We start from the raw sequence: 17,598 nt of genomic DNA, 5'->3' as shown, positions 1-17,598 counted from the left end.
CGGCATGCCGGACCCTGCGAAGCACATCTTCTCCAAAAAAATCTGTTAGCTGCGTCTCTGCCGTGTTGTTTTTGTTATGTCAGAGTCGTTTCGTCTTATTTTTATTAGGTTTGGTGCTTTTTATTCTTGTTATGCCATAGAGATAGCAGAAGGCGTGCCAACTTTTAAAAACTCTTTGAAATCAATAAGTTAATTTTTTAGTAAGATTTTTGCTGCGGCAAATGCGACTAAATATGTTCCCGTGTTACTCGACGTGTAGCCGTGCGGTAACACATTGTCACGGCCGCGCTACTCAAACGGCGTTACGTGCCTTGGCCACGCGCGAACCCGTAGGGCGGCCCAGCACGTGACTGATTTGCAGGCCTGCGCAAATCAATGCGTCCAGGTCGATACCGGTGTCGATCCCCAGGCCATTGAGCAGGTACAGCACATCTTCGGTGGCGACGTTACCGCTGGCGCCCTTGGCGTAAGGGCAGCCGCCGAGGCCCGCAATAGAGCTGTCGAATACCGTAATGCCTTCCAGCAGGCTGGCATAGATATTGGCGATGGCCTGGCCATAGGTGTCATGGAAGTGGCCCGCCAGTTTGTCCCGTGGCACCTGCGCACCGACCACCTCGAACAGCCGCCGCGTGGTGCCCGCCGTGCCGGTGCCGATGGTGTCCCCCAGGGAGACCTCGTAGCAGCCCATGGCATACAACTCCCGCGCGACCGCCGCCACTTGCTCGGGCGCGATTTCACCTTCGTAAGGGCAACCCAACACACAGGACACATAGCCGCGCACGCTGATGCCGTGCTGCCTGGCTGCGGCCATGATCGGCGCAAAACGTTCCAGGCTTTCGCTGATGGAGCAGTTGATATTGCGCTGGGAAAACGCCTCGGAGGCCGCGGCAAACACCGCCACCTCCTTTACGCCCGCCGCCAACGCGTCCTCAAAACCACGCAGGTTTGGCGCCAGCGCACCGTAGGTGACGCCGGGCTTGCGCTGGATCTGCGCGAACACTTCGGCAGAGCCGGCCATTTGCGGCACCCATTTGGGCGAGACAAAACTGCCGACTTCGATATAGCTCAAGCCCGCCGCGCTGAGGGCGTCCACCAATTGGACCTTGTCGGCCACGCTGATGGGTTGGGCTTCGTTCTGCAAACCGTCGCGCGGGCCGACTTCCACCAGGCGTACATGGGAGGGGAGGGACATGGCAGCTACCTTCTGATCAATGGCCAACCTGGCCCATGGTGTGGGCCAGGGCCTGGGTGCAACGCTCTTCGGCGGTGTCCAGTTCCAGCTTCATTTGTTCGATGTCCAGCAGTTGCTGTTCCAACTGCTCACGGCGCTCGGCGATCTTGGCCAGCATGCTGTTGAGTTGAATCTGGTTGCCGCCGGTGGGGTCGTAGAGTTCGATCAGCTCGCGGCATTCCGCGAGGGAAAAACCGATGCGTTTGCCCCGCAGGATCAGCTTCAGGCTGACCTTGTCCCGTGCCGAATAGATGCGCTCCTGGCCCCGGCGTTCCGGGGCCAGCAAGCCTTGTTCTTCATAGAAGCGAATGGCGCGGGTAGTGATGTCGAGCTCGCGGGCGAGGTCGGAGATGCTGTAGGTCGTGCTCATGGGGGCGCTCAAGAGGGTCTTGGCGCTAAGCTAATGGCAGGTTGACGTGAACGTCAAGGGCCGCTGCGCAGCCCATCGGGGGCAAGCCCCCTCCCACAGGTAGCGTTCTTGAACCTCAGGCCTGTTGTTTATCCAGCTTCTTTTCGTGGGCGGTGACTTGCTGGCACAACTCGATCATCTGCTCGCGCATCCAGCGGTTGGCCGGATCCTGGTCGGTGCTTTCGTGCCAGTACAGGTGGGTTTCCACCGGTGGCACGTCATTGACCGGCAGGTGGAACCAGTGCAGTTCATGGCGGCGGGCGAAGCGTTCGGGCACGGTCATGACCATGTCGGTCTGCTGCAACACTTGCGAGGCCATCAGGTAATGCTGGGAGCGCAGGGCGATCTTGCGCTGGATGCCCATCTTGCCCAGGGCCAGGTCGACGTGGCCCAGACCGTTGCGGCGGCTGGAGATATGGATATGGGTCAGCGACAGGTAGTCATCCAGGGTGAATTTGTCCTTGCCCGCCATGGGATGGCTCTTGCGCATGGCGCACACGTAGCGGTCTTCCATCAGCTTGACGTGGCGCACCTGCGGGTCGGTGTTGAGCGGCGCATCCACGGCAAAATCCAGGCGCCCGGCCGCCAGTTCCTTGGTGGTTTCGCGGCGTTTGGACAGGAAACTCTCGATCACCACGGTGGGCGCCAGGCGGCGCAGGCGTTGGAACAGCAGCGGCAGAATCACCGCTTCGGTGAGGTCGGTCATGCTGATGCGGTAGGTCTTGGCCGCCTGCTGTGGGTTGAAGATGCGGCTTTCCTGCACCGACACCCGCAGCAACGACAACGCATTGCGCACCGGGCCGATGATGTTCTGCGCCATCGGCGTGGGCACCATGCCTTGGGCGGTGCGCACGAACAGCGGGTCGTTGAACGTCTCGCGCAGGCGGGCCAGAGCGTTGGACACCGCCGGCTGGGTGATGCCGACGATCTGCCCGGCACGGGTCAGGTTGGCTTCGGTGTAGATCGCGTCGAAGACGATAAAGAGGTTGAGGTCGACCTTGCTCAGATTCATTTCGTTGCGCTCTTATTGTTAGGTGGCCATATGTCGATCATATATCGGTGATGAATGTTAATACACGCCGAGAATAGGCTAGGTAAATTATCAGCGCTGTTCTAGCATCGATTGCATGACCTAAACAACCTCTCAAAGAAGGGAGCTGCTCATGGATTTCGCCTATTCGCCCAAGGTTCAGGAACTGCGTGAACGCGTCACCGCGTTCATGGACGCTTACGTCTACCCGGCCGAGCCGGTGTTCGAACGCCAAGTCAGCGAAGGCGACCGCTGGCAGCCCACCGCCATCATGGAAGAGCTGAAAGCCAAGGCGAAAGCTGAAGGCCTGTGGAACCTGTTCCTGCCCGAATCCGAACTGGGCGCCGGCCTGACCAACCTTGAATACGCACCCCTGGCCGAGATCATGGGCCGCTCGCTGCTGGGCCCGGAGCCGTTCAACTGCTCCGCCCCCGACACCGGCAACATGGAAGTGCTGGTGCGCTACGCCAACGAAGAGCAGAAACAACGCTGGCTCGAGCCGCTGCTGCGCGGTGAGATCCGTTCGGCCTTCGCGATGACCGAGCCCGATGTGGCGTCTTCGGACGCCACCAACATGGCCGCCCGCGCCGAGCGCCAGGGCGACGAGTGGGTGATCAACGGCAAGAAGTGGTGGACCTCCGGCGCCTGCGACCCGCGCTGCAAGATCCTGATCTTCATGGGCCTGAGCAACCCGGATGCACCGCGCCACCAGCAGCACTCGATGATCCTGGTGCCGGTGGACGCCCCTGGGGTGAAAATCGTACGCCCGCTGCCGGTGTTCGGCTACGACGACGCGCCCCACGGTCACGCCGAAGTGCTGTTCGACAATGTCCGTGTGCCGTACGAAAACGTACTGCTGGGTGAAGGCCGAGGCTTCGAGATTGCCCAAGGCCGGCTTGGCCCAGGCCGTATCCACCACTGCATGCGCTCCATCGGCATGGCCGAGCGCGCGCTGGAACTGATGTGCAAACGCTCCGTCAGCCGCACCGCGTTCGGCAAGCCTTTGGCGCGCCTGGGCGGCAATATCGACAAAATCGCCGACTCACGCATGGAAATCGACATGGCGCGCCTGCTGACGCTGAAAGCGGCGTACATGATGGACACCGTGGGCAATAAGGTGGCGAAAAGTGAAATCGCCCAGATCAAGGTGGTGGCGCCGAACGTGGCGTTGAAGGTGATCGACCGCGCGATCCAGATCCACGGCGGCGCCGGCGTCTCCAACGACTTCCCGCTGGCCTACATGTACGCAATGCAACGTACCCTGCGCCTGGCCGACGGCCCGGACGAAGTGCACCGCGCGGCAATCGGCAAGTTCGAGATCGGCAAGTATGTGCCTAAAGAGTTGATGCGCAGCGGGCAGTAACACCGCGTCGCCCGCATCGGGGGCAAGCTCCCTCCCACATTTTGATTTGGGAATACATTCAAAGTGTGGGAGGGGGCTTGCCCCCGATGAGGCCATTCCGAACACCGCAAGGCTAAGCCCTCAGTACACCCAAACCTCCACCCGCCGATTCTTGATCCGCCCCTCATCCGCCGTGTTCGCCGCCACCGGCATCTGTGCGCCGAAGCCGCGAATATCGCGCAATACTACGCCGTTCTTGACCAGCTCCCGGCGTACCGCCATCGCCCGTAGCTTCGACAGCAGCGCCGCCCGTTGCGGGTCATTCTTGGCGTCGCCGAATCCCACCAGCGTTACCTGCTTGTCGAGTTTGGCGTGGCTCTTTATATAGGCCACGACGCGCTGCACATCCTGGCGCGCCTTGTTGTCCAGGCTGGCGCTGCCTTCCTCGAAGCGAAAATTCACCGTCAAACGCTGGGCGTCACGGGCAATCGCTTGGTAGTCGTCAGGCATCGAGGGACGGGGTTGCACCGTCATCGCCTGCACCTGCTGGGCGATAAACCCGTTGGCCGCCACAATCGCCTGGCCTTTGCTGCTCTGGGCAAAGTCCACCAGCGCCTTGGCCCACGGGTTGCTGGAGGACGGCGGCAGGTAGAAAAACAGCCGACGTGACAGCGGGTAATCCTCGGTGGCAATCAGGCTGTTCAATGGCAGCATCGGTTGCGAGTCGCCATCGACAATCGCCACCGCCTTGGCCTGGCGCACGTAAGGCAAGCCGATAAAGCCGATGCCCTGGGGATCCTGGCTCACCGCATCGGACAACGCTTCGCTGGACTCGAAGCGCTTGGCGGACGCGGCCAGGGGCTTGCCGCGCAAGCGCAGCACCAGTTCCTTGAAGGTGTCATAGGTGCCGGATTGGTCATCCCGCGCGTACAAATGAATGGCACCGCCGATACCGCCCAGCGCTTCCCAGGTGTCGATCTCGCCGTTGAAGATCTGCGCCAGTTGCTCGGTGTTCAACGTATTCAGTGGGTTGCGCGGGTTGAGGATAATGGCCAGGCCGTCGATGGCGATCACCTGTTCGGCCTCGGGGCTTTTAAGATCGCCCAGGGGTTCGAGGTCCACCAGTTCGCTGTCCTTGATCGGACGGGAAGACGCAGCCAAGTCGGCGCTGGCTTTTTTCAGCGCGGCAAACCCGGTGCTGGAGCCATGGGCCGCCACCTCGACGGTCACTGTCTTGCCCTGGCGCGTCTTGCCGACCACGCGCTGTTCATTGGCGCCCTCGGTCGGTTCGCTGTGCACCGCCTGCAGGCCCTGATGCTCCATCAAGCCCTTGACCAGCGCCGGCCCCAACGCCGCGCCAATGGTGTTGGAACCCTGGATGCGCAAAGCCGGGCCTTGGTCGGGAACGGGTAGGGGGGCAGCCACAACGGAGAAGGAAAATGCGCAACACAACAGGAACAGAACGCGCAGCATCATGCCGGCACCTTCTCAAGCCAAAGGGAGTGCTGCGAGATTAAGTCAGTTGGATTTCAGTAATGTGACTGACAGTCAGCTTATCTGTTACTGATACACCGCGATCGGGGTGTAAGCCCCCTCCCTCATTTGGTCCGAGCACAGTCAGGGCGATCAGCTGAGTTCAAGCCAGATCGGTGCATGGTCCGACGGTTTCTCCAAACCCCGCAGGTCATAATCCACGCCCGCATCCTTGACCCGCGGCACCAGGCCGGTTGACGCCATGATCACGTCAATGCGCAGCCCACGCTTGGGCTCATCCTCGAACCCACGGCTGCGGTAGTCGAACCAGCTGAAACGGTCGGCCACCTCGGGGTTGAGGTGCCGGAAACTGTCCACCAGGCCCCAATTCTTCAGGCGCGCCATCCATTCGCGCTCTTCGGGCAGGAAGCTGCACTTGCCGGTTTTCAGCCAGCGCTTGGCGTTGTCGGCGCCGATGCCGATGTCGCAGTCTTCCGGGGAAATATTTACGTCGCCCATCACCACCAGGGCCTGGTCGTTGCTGAACTGGCTTTCCAGCAGGTGTTGCAAGTCTGCGTAGAAGCGCTGCTTGGCCGGAAACTTGGTCGGATGGTCGCGGCTTTCACCTTGTGGGAAATAGCCGTTCATGATGGTGATCGGCTGGCCGTTTTCATCGGCGAAGGTGCCCCAGATAAAGCGGCGCTGGGCGTCTTCTTCATCGCTGGCAAAGCCCTTGTGCACGCTCAATGCTTCTTTGCGCGAGAGCAGTGCCACGCCGTAGTGGCCTTTTTGCCCGTGGTAGTACACGTGATAGCCCAGGGCCTGCACTTCGGCCAGGGGGAACTGGTCGTCGTGGACCTTGGTTTCCTGCAGGCCGATGACGTCGGGTTGGTGTTTTTCAATCAGTGCCGCCAGCTGATGAGGGCGGGCGCGCAGCCCGTTGATATTGAAGGAGACGATTTTCATGGTCGGCGGTCCAGTCTGGCAAAAGGGCGATGCTAGCGGACAAGTCGGACGGGGGCCAGCGTGGCGGTAGGACAGATGCACTGCTAATGTCTGGGAACGACTGGTGCTGCGTAGGTTCGTACCCATAAGAACGCCATCTATTGAGTGGCGCCCAGGGAGATTGACTGTATGACTGACACTGCCATTGGCGAAGTTCGCCTGCTCAACAGCGGCTATTCCCGCGAAGCCCGCTCCCTGCTGTACCAGGCCTATCGGCATGAGCCGACGTTTGCCTACATCTTTGAAGCTGAACGCGCAGGCTATGAACAACGGGTACGCGCCACGGTGCGCGAACTGGTCAAGCAGCATTTCTTCCAGAAACTTCCGGCGATTGGGCTGTTCATCAACGACCGCCTGATCGGCATCGCGCTGATCGCGCCCCCACAGCGGCGCCTGGGGATTACCGAAAGCTGGGCCTGGCAATTGCGCATGTGGTTGAGCACCGGCGTGCGCGGCACCCGGCGCTACTTGGACTACCACTATGCGGTAATGGCCTGCTTGCCTAACGAGTCGGTGCATGTGTTGCCGCTGATGGGCATTCACCCGCAATTCCAGGGCAAGCACTACGGTGAACAGCTGCTGGGAGCGGTGCACAACTGGTGCGCGGAAGACCCGCACTCATCCGGTGTGGTACTGGATACGGGGAATTCGCGCTATCTGGAGTTCTACAAGCGCCAGGGCTATGAAGAGATCGGCGAAGTGGCGGTAGGACCGATTCTGGAACACGTATTTTTCCACCCCAATCCGCAGGTGTTACATGCTGCAACGGCTTAGCGCAGAATTTTTCAGAATCGTCTGAGTTCTAAGTTTCTCCCCAGCTCGTGTAGCATCCGCGCCTATGAAGTTTCCAGGAAGATTTACCAGCGGCTTGGTTCTGCTGTTCACAAGCTGCGGCGCATTCGCGCAAAGCGAATTGGACGTGCGGATCAAGCCTTCAAACGACGCGTTGAAAGCCAACATCGAAGGCTATATCGGTGGCGTGGGCGAGCGTGATGAAGAGGCCTTGCTGCGGTTCAGCCGTGGTGCCGAAGAGCAGGCGCGCAAAGCCGCCCAGGCACTCGGTTTCTATCAGCCCCGGATCGAAAGCGATGTGAAGGGCGGCGAGAACCCGCGCCTGATCCTCACCATCGACCCCGGCGAACCGGTGCATTTGCGCAACGTGAACATTCGGGTCGACGGCCCTGCCGCGAACCTCAAGGCCTTTCGCGTGCCCGCCAGCGATGACCTCAAGTCCGGCGCCGTGCTCAATCACGGCCACTACGAAGACGCCAAGCGTCTTATCCAGAACCAGTCCTCGCGCTACGGCTTTTTCAGCGGGCGCTTCACCAGTCAGAAACTCTCGGTAGACCCCCAGGCCGGCGTCGCCGATATCGAACTCATCTATGACAGCGGCCCGCGCTACACGTTGGGCAAGGTTAGCTTTGCCGGCGATACGCCCTTTGACGAAGAGCTGCTGCAACGCATGGTGCCGTTTAAAAGTGGCGCCCCCTACGATTCCGAACTGATCGCCGAACTTAACCAGAACCTGCAAGCCAGCGGCTTTTTCGAAGGCGTGCGCGTCGACGCGGCCCCCGCGGCTTCGGCCAATGATGTGATTCCGGTGGCCGTCAACCTGGAGACCCGCAAGCCCCGCACCATGGGCCTGGGCCTGGGTTTCTCCACCGACGTCGGCCCGCGCGGCAAGGCCAACTGGACGCGCCACTGGGTCAATCCCCAGGGCCACAGCTATGGCTGGGAAGCCGAGTTGTCGGCGCCACGGCAGAACGTTGGGCTGTGGTACGACATCCCGCTCGACCCGCCGCTCACCGATAAGCTGCGTTTTGCCGGCGGTTACCAGAATGAAGAAATCGCCAACACCGACACCTTGAGTAAATTGCTCACCCTCGGGCCCGAATGGCACAGCAAGTTGCCCAGTGGCTGGACGCGGGTGATCTCGCTCAAATACCAGCGCGAAGAATATCGCCTGGGCAATGACTCGGGCCTGAGTAACCTGGTGATGCCGGGGATCAGTTATTCCTACCTGCGCAGCGATAACCGCATCGACCCCCACAACGGCTACCGCCTGCAATTCGACAGCAAGGTGGCCAAGGAGGGGTTGGGGTCCGACACCAACCTGCTTTACGGCACGGCCATGGTCAAGGGCCTGACCACCCTGTGGGACAACCACCGTTTCCTGGCACGGGCGCAGGTCGGCGGCAGTGCGACAAACGGCTACAAGTCGGTGCCGCCGTCATTGCGCTTCTTCGCCGGTGGCGACCAGAGCGTGCGCGGTTACGAGTACCAGACCCTGTCACCCGAGAATGACCGGGGCGACCGTATCGGCGGCCGCTACATGGTGGCCCTGAGCGCCGAGTATCAATATTCCATCGCCGAAAAATGGCGGATCGCGACGTTTATCGACCAGGGCAACTCGTTCAACTCCCTGGACTTGCCCAGCCTGAAAACCGGCGTCGGCGTCGGCATTCGCTGGGTCTCGCCGGTCGGTCCGATCCGCTTGGACCTGGCCCATGCCCTGGAAGACCCGGGCGGCGTTCGATTGCACTTTTCCATGGGGCCTGAGCTGTGATGCGTGGTGTGAAAATAGCGGGGCTGGCCGTGTTGGCCATCCTTGCGGTGCTGTTGCTGGCCCTGTGGGCGGTCCTCGGTACCCAGGCGGGCAGTCGCTGGGCGCTGGGGCGTGTACCGGGGTTGAGCGTGGAGAATTTCCAGGGCCGTCTGGGCGGCCAGTGGAGCGCCGATCATCTGGTGTGGGCGCAAGACGGCAGTCGCGTCGAACTCGATGCCCCGACGTTTGACTGGTCACCGGCGTGCCTGCTGCGCATGACCCTGTGCATCAATCGCCTGGACGTGGAGCAAGTCCGCCTGGACGTTGCGCCGAGCACCGAAGAGAGCAGCGGGCCGATTCAATTGCCCGACCTGAAGCTGCCCGTTTCCATTCAGTTGGGCGACGTTCGTGTCGGCAGCCTGCTGTTTAACGGCAGCGAAGAACTCAAGGGCCTGCAACTGGGCGCGCACTGGACCGCCGCCGGCATGCAGATTGACGCGGTGCACCTGCAACGGGACGGCCTGGTGCTGGACCTGAACGGCCTGTTGCAACCCAGTGGCGACTGGCCGCTGACCGCCAGCGGCAATCTGAGCCTGCCCTACGCCCCCGGCGGCGCGCCGTGGACGGTCGCGCTCAAGGTCGAGGGCGACCTGCTCAAGACCCTCAGGCTCGACGCCGACAGTAGCGGCTACCTGCCGGCCAAACTCAAGGGCGAGCTGCAACCCCTGGCGGACAACCTCCCGGCCCAGGTGCATATCACCGCCGATGGCTTCAAACCCAGCGCCGATCTGCCCGACACCTTGCAACTCAATCAACTGGACCTCACCGCCAAGGGTGACCTGGGCAGCGGTTACCAACTGCTGGGCAAGGCTGTGCTGCCGGCGGAAAAAGGCCCGGTGGACCTGCTGCTGCAAGGCAAGGTCGACGCCAAGGGCGCGCAGATCGCTGGCCTGGACCTGAATGCCGGCGACAAACAAAGCCTCAAGCTCACGGCGCAGTTGGATTGGCAACAAGGCTTCAGCGCCGAGGCCAAGATCGATTGGCTGGATTTTCCCTGGCATCGCCTCTATCCGCTGATCGACGAGCCACAGGTGGTAGTGCGCACCTTTAACGGTGAGATTTCCTACAAAGACGGCAACTACCTCGGCAACCTCAAGGCCGACCTCGACGGCCCGGCCGGCAAATTCAATGTGGTCACGCCGTTCAGTGGCGACCTCACGCAAATCTTCCTGCCGGAGCTGAAACTGACCGCCGGCCAAGGCAAGGCCGAAGGGCATCTGAACCTGCAATTTGCCGATGGCATTGCCTGGGATACCGCGTTGGACCTGTCGGCGCTGAACCCGGCGTACTGGGTGGCGGAATTGCCGGGCACGCTGGCTGGCCCCCTGCGCAGCCAAGGTGAATTCAAAAACGAACGGCTCAAACTCAACGCCGATCTCGACCTCAAGGGCCGCCTGCGCGGGCAAACCGCAGTGCTGGCGGCCAAGGCCGAAGGCGCGGGCGAGCAATGGACCCTGGCCAACCTGGATATCCGCCTGGGCGACAACCGCATCAACGGCAGCGGCAGCCTGCAGCAACGCCTGGCCGGGCAGATCGACATCAAGCTGGCGCGCCTGGCCCAGCTGTGGCCGCAGCTGCGTGGGCAGGTGAATGGCCGACTCGACGTGGCCGGCAGCCTCAAGGCGCCCCAAGGCAAACTCGACCTCAAGGGCCAGCAACTGGCGTTCGCCGATAATCGCCTGCAAAGCCTGAGCCTGGACGCGAACCTGGACAGTGCCCAGCGCGCGAAAATCGACCTCAAGGGCAGCGGCATTCAAAGCGGCGACACCCAGGTCGGCACGCTCACCGCCAGCGCCCAGGGCGACATCAGGAGCCAGAAGGTCCAACTCGACCTGGCCGGCCCCTTGGTCAAACTGGCCCTGGCCCTGGATGGCAACCTCGACAAAGGCAACTGGCGCGGCCGCCTGGCCAGTGGCGATGTGCAGGCGGGTGGCCAGGACTGGAGGCTGCAAGCGCCGGCAAAAATCGAGCGCATGGCCGACGGTAAGCTGACCTTCGCGGCCCACTGCTGGGTCTCCGGCGCCGCCAGCCTGTGCGGTGAAGACCAGCGCCTGATGCCCGAACCCAAGTTGCGCTACCACCTCAAGCAATTCCCCATCGACAGCCTGGCGGTGTTTTTGCCCAAGGACTTCGCCTGGCAGGGCAAGCTCAACGCCGACATCCAACTGGACTTGCCCGACAGCGGCCCCAAAGGCGTGGTCTCGGTGGATGCCAGTGGCGGCACCCTGCGCGTGAAGGACAAGGACCAGTGGCTGGATTTCCCCTACGACACCCTCAAGCTGGAAACCACCCTCAACCCTAAGCGTATCGACACCCAGCTGAACTTCCGTGGCGGCAAGCTCGGCGAGTTGCTGTTGCAGGCGCAGATCAACCCGTTGCCGAAAAACAAGCCGATCAGCGGCAATTTCAGCCTGACCGGCCTCGATCTCGCCGTGGCACGGCCGTTTGTGCCAATGGTCGAGAAACTCAACGGCAAGCTCAACGGCAGCGGCCGGATCTCCGGAGGATTGCTGGCGCCACAGGTCAACGGCAACCTCAACCTGGTGGGCGGCGAAGTCTCCGGGCCGGAGCTGCCCATCAGCCTTGAAGGCCTGAACGTGCAGGCGCTGATTGCCGGTGAACGCGTGCAGTTGAACGGCGCATGGCGCAGTGGCAAGGCCGGGCAGGGCAGCCTCAAGGGCCAGATCGACTGGGACCAGGCCCTGGCGGTGGACCTCAGCCTGCAAGGGTCGCAACTGCCGGTCACGGTGGAACCCTACGCCACGCTGGAAGTGGCGCCGGACCTGAAAATCAGCCTGAAGAACGACAAACTGGCGATTGCCGGCAAGGTGCGGATCCCACGCGGCGACATTACCGTGCGTGAGTTGCCGCCTTCCACCGTCAAGGTCTCGGATGACACCGTGATCGTCGGCAGCCAGACCGAAGAGGGCAAGCCGCCGATGGCCATGGCCATGGATATCGACGTGGCGGTGGGCGAAGACCAGCTCAACTTCTCGGGCTTTGGCCTGACCGCCAAGGTGCAGGGCCATGTGCACATCGGCGACAACATGGATACCCGTGGCGAGTTGTGGCTCAACGACGGTCGCTATCGTGCCTACGGGCAACGGCTCGATGTGCGCCGTGCACGCCTGCTGTTCGCCGGGCCGCTCGACCAGCCCTATCTGGATATTGAGGCGATTCGTAAGACCAACGATGTGGTGGCCGGCATCCGCCTGAGCGGCAGCGCCGAGCAGCCCACCACACAGATCTTCTCGGAACCGGCCATGAGCCAGGAGCAGGCGCTGTCCTATCTGGTGCTGGGTCGCCCGCTGAGCACCACGGGCGAAGACAACAACATGCTCGCCCAGGCCGCCCTTGGCCTGGGCCTGATGGGCAGCGCCGGGGTCACCTCGGATCTTGCCAACAAGCTGGGCATCCAGGACTTCGACCTCGACACCCAGGGCAGCGGCACCACCACGGCGGTGGTGGCCAGCGGCAAGATCACCGAGAAACTCAGCCTGCGTTACGGCGTGGGGGTGTTCGAACCGGCCAGCACCATCGCCTTGCGCTACCTGCTGAGCAAGAGGGTGTACCTGGAAGTGGCGAGTGGTGTGGCCAGTTCCCTCGACATCTTCTACAAGCGCGATTTCTAGATCCTTTCGCAGTACAAAATGTGGGAGGGGGCTTGCCCCCGATAGCAGTCGTTCAGTCAACACATCAGTGACTGACCCAACGCTATCGGGGGCAAGCCCCCTCCCACATTAGCAAGCAAGCTAATTATTCCATTTGACTTTCGCTGCCTAGGCAGTAACATCTCGTCATACATTCACTGCCTAGGCAGTAATAAGGTGACTTCCGATGCCTCATTTCACCCCCGAAAACTTCCACAACTGCCACCTTGGCCTGTTGCTGGGCCGCGCGGCGATCCTAAAGGACCGCATCATCGACACCCACATGGAACCCCACGGCATCACTGCCGCGCAGTTCAAGGTGTTGATCATCATGGCCCAGTTCGGCGTCGACACCCCGGCGGAGCTGTGCCGCAACCTGTCCCTGGACAGCGGTTCGATGACCCGCATGCTCGACCGGCTGGAGCAGAAAAAATTGCTCAGCCGCCAGCGTTCCGAACTGGACCGTCGCCAGGTGCAGTTGGTGCTGACTGCCGACGGCCAGCGCCTGGCAGACATGCTGCCGCACATAGGCGCCCAAGCGTTGAACCAGCTGGCGGGCGTACTTGAGCCCGGCGAGCTGCAAACCCTGGAACGGATCCTCAAGAAAATTCTGATAGCTGCCGGTGATCCCATCACCCTGCAGCGGGTAGGTAAAGAATGAACACACGTGCCCTATGCCTGGTGCTTGCGGCCATGAGCATGGCCGGTTGCGCCAACTTCAGCGGCCTCGACACCCAGGGCAAGCGCCTCGACGCCAACACCTTGCAAACCGGCAAATCCCTGAGCGGCGTGACCCTGTCGAATGCTGCCTGGCCCAGCGCCGACTGGTGGAAAAGCCTCGGCGACCCGCAGCTCGACGGCCTGATCCAGGAAGCCCTGCAAAACAGTCCCGACATGCAAGTCGCCAGCGCCCGTGCCCATCAGGCCGAAGCCGCCGCCTATGCCGCGAATGCCGCGCGCATGCCGACCCTGGATGCCAGCGCCGGCGTGAGCCGTTCACGCCTGGCCAAGGACCAGGACCCGCGCGGCGAGGGCGATGCCTATTCGACCGTGCGTAATAGCGGTGCCAGCTTCAATTACAACTTCGACCTCTGGGGTGGCCAGCGCGCCGCCTGGGAAGCCGCGTTGGGCCAGGCCCGCGCCGCCGAAGTCGACCAGCAGGCCGCGCGCCTGACCCTCGCCGCCGATGTGGCCAAGGCCTACAGCGACCTGGGCCAGGCGCATATCGTGCGAGACCTGGCCAGCGATGACCTCAAGCGCACCCGGCAAATGCTCGACTTGAGCAAGCGTCGCCTCAGCGCGGGCATCGACAGCCAGTACCAGTACCAGCAGACCGAGAGCCTGGAAGCCAGCTCCCAGTCGCAACTGATCGACGCGGAAAAACAACTGCAGAGCGCCAAGATCGCCCTGGCGGTGTTGCTTGGCAAAGGCCCGGACCGCGGCAATGAGCTGGCGCGCCCCAGCGTGTTGAAACCCGCCGCCGTCGCCGTCCCTTCGGTGCTGCCCGCCGAACTGCTGGGCCGTCGCCCGGACCTGATCGCCGCGCGTTGGCGAGTCGAGGCGGCGAGCAAGGACATCGCCGCCAGCAAGACGCGCTTCTACCCCAACCTCAACCTCAGCGCGAGCGCCGGGGCCGAGTCGTTGCTGGGCGATGCGATGTTCGGCTCGGCCAGCCGCTTCTTCAATATTGCGCCGACGATCTCGCTGCCGATCTTCGATGGCGGCCGCCTGCGCGCCGACCTCGATGCGCGCGATGCCGACTACGACCTGGCGGTAGCCCAGTACAACAAGACCTTGGTGCAGGCCTTGGGCGATATCGGCAACACCCTTTCGCAACTGCGCGAAACCGGTCGGCAGATCCAGGCCCAGCAACACGCCACGGACATTGCCCAGCAGTCTTACGACACCGTGGTTCAGCGCTACGGATCAGGGGTCGGTAACTACCTGGACGTGCTCAGCATCGAGCAGCAATTGCTGCAGGCCCAGCGTCAGCTGGCGACCCTGAATGCCGGGCAAATCGATCTGTCGATTCAATTGATGCAGGCCCTGGGTGGCGGATACAACGCCGACAACGTGGCGTCGACCACCCCAGCCACTCGCACGGAATAATTTGAGGTATTTGTCATGGCCACTGCCGAAAACACCAACGCTACAGAACAACCCAAAGACAACAACCCACGCAAACGCAAAGTCATGCTGATCGGCCTGGCGCTGATCGTCATCCTCGGCGTGGTGGGCGTATGGGGCTGGTATGAGCTGTACGGTCGCTTCAACGAAAGCACCGATGACGCCTATGTGAACGGCAACGTGGTGGAAATCACCCCGCTGGTCACCGGCACCGTGGTCAGCATCGGCGCCGACGATGGCGACCTGGTCCACGAAGGCCAGGTGCTGATCAACTTCGACCCCAACGACGCCGCCGTCGGCCTGCAAAGTGCCCAGGCCAACCTGGCCCGCACCGTGCGCCAGGTGCGTGGCTTGTACAGCAACGTCGATGGCATGAAAGCCCAGGTCAACGCACAGAAAGCCGACGTGCAAACCGCCCAGGACAATTTCAACCGCCGTAAGACCCTGGCCCAGGGCGGCGCGATTTCCCAGGAAGAACTGTCCCACGCCCGTGACAGCCTGACCGCCGCCAAGAACGCCCTGACCAACCTTGAGCAACAACTCAAGACCAGCAACGCGCTGGTGGATGACACCGTGATCTCGTCCCATCCGGACGTGCAAGCGGCCGCTGCGCAACTGCGCCAGGCGTACCTGGCCAATGCCCGCAGCACCTTGATCGCACCGGTCACCGGCTATGTGGCCAAGCGCACCGTGCAACTGGGCCAGCGTGTGCAGCCGGGTACTGCGCTGATGGCGGTGATTCCGCTGAACCAGCTGTGGATCGACGCCAACTTCAAGGAAACCCAGCTGCGCGATATGCGCATTGGCCAGCCGGTGGACATCGAGTCGGACATCTATGGCAGCGATGTTAAGTACAGCGGCACCGTAGATAGCCTCGGCGCCGGTACCGGCAGCGCGTTTGCCCTGCTGCCGGCGCAGAACGCCACCGGTAACTGGATCAAGATCGTGCAACGGGTGCCGGTACGCATCCACATCAATGCCGAAGAACTGGCCAAGCACCCGCTGCGGGTCGGTTTGAGCACCGTCGTGAATGTGGACCTGCATGACCAGAGCGGCCCGGTGCTGGCGCAACAGGCGCCGCAGAAGGCTTCGTTCACCACCAACGTGTATGACCGCCAATTGGCCGAGGCTGACGCCATGATCACCCAGTTGATCCATGACAACAGCATCGCCGCGCCCAAGGCTGTGCAACGCTGATGAGCAATAACGCCTCCTTCACGCCGCCCAGCCTGTTGATGGCCACTATTGGCCTGTCGCTGGCGACCTTTATGCAGGTGCTCGACACCACCATCGCCAACGTGGCGTTGCCGACCATTTCCGGCAACCTCGGCGTGAGTTCGGAGCAGGGCACCTGGGTCATCACCTCGTTTGCGGTGAGCAACGCCATCGCCTTGCCGCTCACCGGTTGGTTGAGCCGGCGTTTTGGCGAAGTGAAGCTGTTTTTGTGGGCCACCATTCTGTTTGTGCTGGCCTCGTTCCTCTGCGGTATTTCCACCTCGATGCCCGAGTTGATCGGCTTCCGGGTGCTGCAAGGTCTGGTGGCCGGGCCGTTGTACCCGATGACCCAGACCTTGCTGATCGCGGTCTACCCGCCGGCCAGGCGTGGCATGGCCCTGGCGCTGTTGGCGATGGTCACGGTGGTGGCGCCGATTGCGGGGCCGATCCTCGGTGGCTGGATCACTGACAGCTACAGCTGGCCGTGGATCTTCTTTATCAACGTCCCCATCGGTATCTTTGCGGTGATGGTGGTGCGTTCGCAGCTCAAGAAACGCCCGGTGGAGACCAGCTACCAACCGATGGATTACGTCGGGCTGCTCAGCCTGATCGTCGGTGTCGGCGCCCTGCAGATCATCCTCGACAAGGGCAACGACCTGGACTGGTTCGAATCCAACTTCATCATTGTGGGTGCGGCGATTTCGGTGATTGCCCTGGCGGTGTTCATCATCTGGGAAATGACCGACAAGCACCCGGTGGTCAACCTGCGGCTGTTTGCCTACCGTAACTTTCGCATCGGCACGATTGTGTTGATCCTGGGGTACGCGGGCTTCTTCGGCATCAACCTGATCCTGCCGCAGTGGCTGCAAACCCAGATGGGCTATACCGCCACCTGGGCCGGCCTGGCGGTGGCGCCGATCGGCATCCTGCCGGTGCTGATGTCACCGTTTGTGGGCAAGTACGCGCACAAGTTCGACCTGCGCCTGCTGGCAGGCCTGGCGTTCCTGGCGATTGGCCTGAGCTGCTTTATGCGCGCGGGCTTCACCAATGAGGTGGACTTCACCCACATCGCCCTGGTGCAGTTGTTCATGGGCATCGGCGTGGCGCTGTTCTTCATGCCGACCTTGAGCATCCTGATGTCCGACCTGCCACCGCATCAGATTGCCGACGGCGCTGGTCTTGCGACCTTTCTGCGGACCCTGGGCGGCAGTTTTGCGGCCTCGTTGACCACCTGGATCTGGATTCGCCGGGCAGACCAGCACCATGCGTACATGAGCGAGAACATGACCACCTATGACTCCGCCACCCGCGACGCGCTGCAGGCGCTCGGTGGGGCAGGGCACAAGGCCTACGCGCAACTGGACCAGATCCTCACCAGCCAGGCGTACATGATGTCCACCGTGGATTACTTCACGTTGCTGGGGTGGATGTTCATGGGGTTGATGCTGCTGGTGTGGCTGGCGAAGCCGCCGTTTGGTGCCAAGGCAGGGCCGGAAGCGTCCGGCCACTGA

At 62.2% G+C, this 17,598-nt stretch carries 13 protein-coding genes; 8 read left to right on the top strand and 5 right to left on the bottom strand.

The window, feature by feature from the left end; translation table 11 throughout:
• Positions 1 to 292: 292 nt before the first annotated feature.
• The 3 genes from FBY10_RS21230 to FBY10_RS21220 all read right to left on the bottom strand — a co-directional run bounded on the left by FBY10_RS21230 (position 293) and on the right by FBY10_RS21220 (position 2,652).
• A complete protein-coding gene (locus FBY10_RS21230) occupies positions 293 to 1,192 on the bottom strand; it encodes a hydroxymethylglutaryl-CoA lyase (protein WP_145337629.1) in 900 nt (299 codons plus the stop codon).
• Positions 1,193 to 1,208: 16 nt separating this feature from the next.
• On the bottom strand, positions 1,209 to 1,601 hold the full coding sequence (locus FBY10_RS21225; protein ID WP_090402693.1) for a MerR family DNA-binding transcriptional regulator: 393 nt from the start codon (positions 1,599 to 1,601) through the stop codon (positions 1,209 to 1,211).
• 115 nt (positions 1,602 to 1,716) lie between these two features.
• The gene (locus FBY10_RS21220) at positions 1,717 to 2,652 is read right to left on the bottom strand and encodes a LysR family transcriptional regulator (protein ID WP_145337630.1); all 936 of its coding nucleotides are present in this window, start codon (positions 2,650 to 2,652) and stop codon (positions 1,717 to 1,719) included.
• Between the two features lie 151 nt (positions 2,653 to 2,803).
• On the opposite strand from FBY10_RS21220, the gene FBY10_RS21215 reads away from it, so the two are divergent.
• Complete coding sequence (locus tag FBY10_RS21215; RefSeq protein WP_029298342.1) at positions 2,804 to 4,033, top strand: acyl-CoA dehydrogenase; 1,230 nt, start codon at positions 2,804 to 2,806, stop codon at positions 4,031 to 4,033.
• Between the two features lie 120 nt (positions 4,034 to 4,153).
• Here FBY10_RS21215 and FBY10_RS21210 read toward each other — a convergent pair whose 3' ends face one another.
• Together FBY10_RS21210 and xthA are read right to left on the bottom strand one after the other, a co-directional pair.
• On the bottom strand, positions 4,154 to 5,488 hold the full coding sequence (locus FBY10_RS21210; RefSeq protein ID WP_145337631.1) for a substrate-binding domain-containing protein: 1,335 nt from the start codon (positions 5,486 to 5,488) through the stop codon (positions 4,154 to 4,156).
• Between the two features lie 150 nt (positions 5,489 to 5,638).
• The gene (xthA, locus tag FBY10_RS21205; RefSeq protein ID WP_145337632.1) at positions 5,639 to 6,451 is read right to left on the bottom strand and encodes an exodeoxyribonuclease III; all 813 of its coding nucleotides are present in this window, start codon (positions 6,449 to 6,451) and stop codon (positions 5,639 to 5,641) included.
• A 168-nt stretch (positions 6,452 to 6,619) separates the two neighbouring features.
• Here xthA and FBY10_RS21200 point away from each other — a divergent pair, with 168 nt between their 5' ends.
• The 7 genes from FBY10_RS21200 to FBY10_RS21170 all read left to right on the top strand — a co-directional run bounded on the left by FBY10_RS21200 (position 6,620) and on the right by FBY10_RS21170 (position 17,598).
• Positions 6,620 to 7,264 carry an N-acetyltransferase gene (locus FBY10_RS21200; RefSeq protein ID WP_131698104.1) on the top strand — a complete coding sequence of 215 codons (645 nt, stop codon included), beginning with the start codon at positions 6,620 to 6,622 and terminating at the stop codon, positions 7,262 to 7,264.
• 64 nt (positions 7,265 to 7,328) lie between these two features.
• Complete coding sequence (locus FBY10_RS21195; RefSeq protein ID WP_145337633.1) at positions 7,329 to 9,056, top strand: autotransporter assembly complex family protein; 1,728 nt, start codon at positions 7,329 to 7,331, stop codon at positions 9,054 to 9,056.
• Positions 9,056 to 12,727, top strand: a complete 3,672-nt coding sequence (locus FBY10_RS21190) for a translocation/assembly module TamB domain-containing protein (protein ID WP_145337634.1) — start codon at positions 9,056 to 9,058, stop codon at positions 12,725 to 12,727. The genes FBY10_RS21195 and FBY10_RS21190 overlap by 1 nt, the downstream gene beginning before the upstream one ends.
• 205 nt (positions 12,728 to 12,932) lie before the next feature.
• Positions 12,933 to 13,406 (top strand): MarR family winged helix-turn-helix transcriptional regulator, encoded by a 474-nt coding sequence (locus FBY10_RS21185; RefSeq protein WP_145337635.1) that lies wholly within the window; start codon positions 12,933 to 12,935, stop codon positions 13,404 to 13,406.
• Positions 13,403 to 14,854, top strand: a complete 1,452-nt coding sequence (locus tag FBY10_RS21180) for an efflux transporter outer membrane subunit (protein WP_145337636.1) — start codon at positions 13,403 to 13,405, stop codon at positions 14,852 to 14,854. Before FBY10_RS21185 ends, FBY10_RS21180 begins: the two co-directional genes overlap by 4 nt.
• 15 nt (positions 14,855 to 14,869) lie before the next feature.
• Positions 14,870 to 16,069 carry an efflux RND transporter periplasmic adaptor subunit gene (locus FBY10_RS21175; RefSeq protein WP_145337637.1) on the top strand — a complete coding sequence of 400 codons (1,200 nt, stop codon included), beginning with the start codon at positions 14,870 to 14,872 and terminating at the stop codon, positions 16,067 to 16,069.
• A complete protein-coding gene (locus tag FBY10_RS21170) occupies positions 16,069 to 17,598 on the top strand; it encodes a DHA2 family efflux MFS transporter permease subunit (RefSeq protein ID WP_131698098.1) in 1,530 nt (509 codons plus the stop codon). The genes FBY10_RS21175 and FBY10_RS21170 overlap by 1 nt, the downstream gene beginning before the upstream one ends.

The sequence above is a fragment of the Pseudomonas sp. SJZ103 genome, from assembly GCF_007828335.1.
Lineage (GTDB): Bacteria > Pseudomonadota > Gammaproteobacteria > Pseudomonadales > Pseudomonadaceae > Aquipseudomonas.
This window is presented reverse-complemented; position numbering and strand designations above follow the sequence as displayed.

Bases quoted from the DNA above. Each gene is read 5' to 3' on its own strand.
- FBY10_RS21230 (WP_145337629.1), bottom strand. From the start codon at position 1,192: ATGTCCCTCCCCTCCCATGTACGCCTGGTGGAAGTCGGCCCGCGCGAC.
- FBY10_RS21185 (WP_145337635.1), top strand. From the start codon at position 12,933: ATGCCTCATTTCACCCCCGAAAACTTCCACAACTGCCACCTTGGCCTG.
- FBY10_RS21225 (WP_090402693.1), bottom strand. From the start codon at position 1,601: ATGAGCACGACCTACAGCATCTCCGACCTCGCCCGCGAGCTCGACATC.
- FBY10_RS21220 (WP_145337630.1), bottom strand. From the start codon at position 2,652: ATGAATCTGAGCAAGGTCGACCTCAACCTCTTTATCGTCTTCGACGCG.
- FBY10_RS21200 (WP_131698104.1), top strand. From the start codon at position 6,620: ATGACTGACACTGCCATTGGCGAAGTTCGCCTGCTCAACAGCGGCTAT.
- FBY10_RS21215 (WP_029298342.1), top strand. From the start codon at position 2,804: ATGGATTTCGCCTATTCGCCCAAGGTTCAGGAACTGCGTGAACGCGTC.
- xthA (WP_145337632.1), bottom strand. From the start codon at position 6,451: ATGAAAATCGTCTCCTTCAATATCAACGGGCTGCGCGCCCGCCCTCAT.
- FBY10_RS21210 (WP_145337631.1), bottom strand. From the start codon at position 5,488: ATGATGCTGCGCGTTCTGTTCCTGTTGTGTTGCGCATTTTCCTTCTCC.
- FBY10_RS21190 (WP_145337634.1), top strand. From the start codon at position 9,056: ATGCGTGGTGTGAAAATAGCGGGGCTGGCCGTGTTGGCCATCCTTGCG.
- FBY10_RS21170 (WP_131698098.1), top strand. From the start codon at position 16,069: ATGAGCAATAACGCCTCCTTCACGCCGCCCAGCCTGTTGATGGCCACT.
- FBY10_RS21175 (WP_145337637.1), top strand. From the start codon at position 14,870: ATGGCCACTGCCGAAAACACCAACGCTACAGAACAACCCAAAGACAAC.
- FBY10_RS21195 (WP_145337633.1), top strand. From the start codon at position 7,329: ATGAAGTTTCCAGGAAGATTTACCAGCGGCTTGGTTCTGCTGTTCACA.
- FBY10_RS21180 (WP_145337636.1), top strand. From the start codon at position 13,403: ATGAACACACGTGCCCTATGCCTGGTGCTTGCGGCCATGAGCATGGCC.